This is a genomic window from Protofrankia sp. CiP1_Cm_nod4 (assembly GCF_982290645.1).
On record NZ_CEVIVC010000087.1, the window covers coordinates 15,842 to 17,883 of the forward strand.

The following is a 2,042-nucleotide window of genomic DNA, read 5'->3' on the forward strand; positions in this document are numbered from 1 at the left end:
GGCGGCGTCGAGACGGCCATGGTCGACCGGGAAGCGGTCGCGGGCGTGCGCGAGCAGGGTGTCGGCGCCCGGCGGGACGCGGGCGGGCCACGCCAGCGTGAGCCGACCGGCGTCCCCGGTGGTCAGGATGGCGTCGGCGGCCTGGTCCAGCGCCGGATGGCCGGGTGCGATGAGGGTGGCCCCGTCCTCGCGCGCGACCTCGGGGTCGCTGGTGACGAGGACCTCCTCCGGGAGGCTGAACGCACCGGCCAGGCGCTGCGGGAGAACGACGAGGCTGGCCTGGGCGCCTTCCTCCCACAACGCCCCTTCCCGCGTGGCGTAGCGCAGCCAGAAGCGCAGGGCGGGATCGGTGACCGGCATGGGAACTACTCCTGTTCCTCGCCACCGGCGAGGTCGTCGATGGCGGCCCGGCTGGCGAGGTAGTCGACCCGGGCCCGGGCGAGAGCGTCGCCGAGCTCCTCCATCCGCGCGTCGAACTCGCTGTCGTCCGCCGCCGTGACGTAGGCGTCGAACACCTGGTCGGCGAAATCCGTCTCGTCGTCGATGCGGCCGAGAATCATGTCGAGCTCACCGACGACCAGTTCGAAAAGATTGATTTTCGTCTCGAGGACGCGCAGGATCCGTTCCTCGATCGTTCCGCGTCCGACGAGGTTGGTCAGTACGACGTCATGGGTCTGGCCGACCCGGTGCAGGCGGCCGAGGCGTTGTTCGATCCGCATCGGGTTCCACGGCAGGTCGAGGTTCACCATGACGTGGCAGAACTGCATGTTACGGCCCTCACCGGCGGATTCGGTGGTGAGCAGGACGGGCACCTCGTCACGGAAGCGGCCGATCACCCGTTCCTTGTCGGCCCGGGCCAGGCTGCCGTGATAGACGGCCGCCGCTATGCCGGCCTCGACGAGCGCGGCCCGGGCCGTCTCCAGCGTCGGCCGGAACGCGGTGAACACGACGACCTTCTCGTCGCTGGCGAGACGGCGGCGCAGCAGGTCGATGAGGGTCCGGGTCTTGCGGGTGACCCCTATCTCGCCGGCCTGGGCGGCGAGGTCGGGCCAGCCGGCCTTCGCGAGTGTCGGGGCGAGCGCAGCCGGTGACGATCCGGCGTGGTGGGCCAGACCGCGAAGCGTGAGAAGCCGGGACGGCGCCGCGCCCCGGGCCTCGCGGCGGATCCGCGCCGCGACGGCCGCGTAGAGCGCGGCCTCCGGGGCGTCGGGGGTGATCAGAACGGTTTCGGCCAGCCGCTGCGGGAGGAGTACCTCGACCTCGCTGCGCCGGTGCCGGACCATCACCTGACGGGTCCGCGCCCGCAGCTCGGCGACATTGTGCACCTGCGCGACATTGTGCACCCGTGCGGCCGTCGGGGCGTCGTGCGCCGGACCGGTGGCGCCTGGTGCCGCGTTCCCGTGCCGGCGGCGGAACTCCGCCGCGGTCCCGAGCAGGCCCGGCGAGACCAGGCTGACCAGCTCAAAGAGATCCTCGAGCCGGTTCTCGACCGGTGTCGCCGACAGCAGCAGCAGGTAGCGGGCGCGCAGGGCCCGGGCCAGCCGGCCCGACGCGGTGCGCGGGCTACGGACCCGGTGCGCCTCGTCGATGATCACCAGGTCCCAGTCGCGCCCGGTCAGCGCGGTGCGCAGCGGGTCCCGCCGCGCCGTCGCGAGCGAGGCGAGAACCACCGGCCGGTCGGCGGCACCGACGTCCGCCAGGGACATGCCCGCGCGCGCCACGACGGACGGCAGCGCGAACTTGCGGTCGAGCTCCTCGCGCCACTGGTCGACCAGCCCGGCCGGAGCGACCACCAGAGCGGTGGACGCGAGTGCCCGCATCCGCAGCTCGGAGAGGATCAGGCCGGCCTCGATGGTCTTTCCGAGGCCCACCTCGTCCGCGAGGATGGCGCGCCCGTGCATGCGCCGCAGGACGGTGCCCGCTGTCCGCAGCTGGTAGCCGAAGGGCTCGAACCGCAGGCGGGGAACCGAGATCAGGCTGTCGAAACCGGGCTTGCTCCACACGCCGATCGCCTCGTCGAGCAGCTCCGACCACTCCGGGTC

2 protein-coding genes are annotated in these 2,042 nt (G+C 72.6%); both read right to left on the minus strand.

Annotated elements, in window-relative coordinates; genetic code table 11:
• On the minus strand, window positions 1-360 hold a 360-nt coding region (locus AC5LSR_RS16290), incomplete at its 3' end, for a hypothetical protein (protein ID WP_493468645.1).
• A gap of 5 nt (window positions 361-365) precedes the next feature.
• A partial coding sequence (locus AC5LSR_RS16295; RefSeq protein ID WP_250285467.1) for a DEAD/DEAH box helicase occupies window positions 366-2,042 on the minus strand: 1,677 nt, incomplete at its 5' end.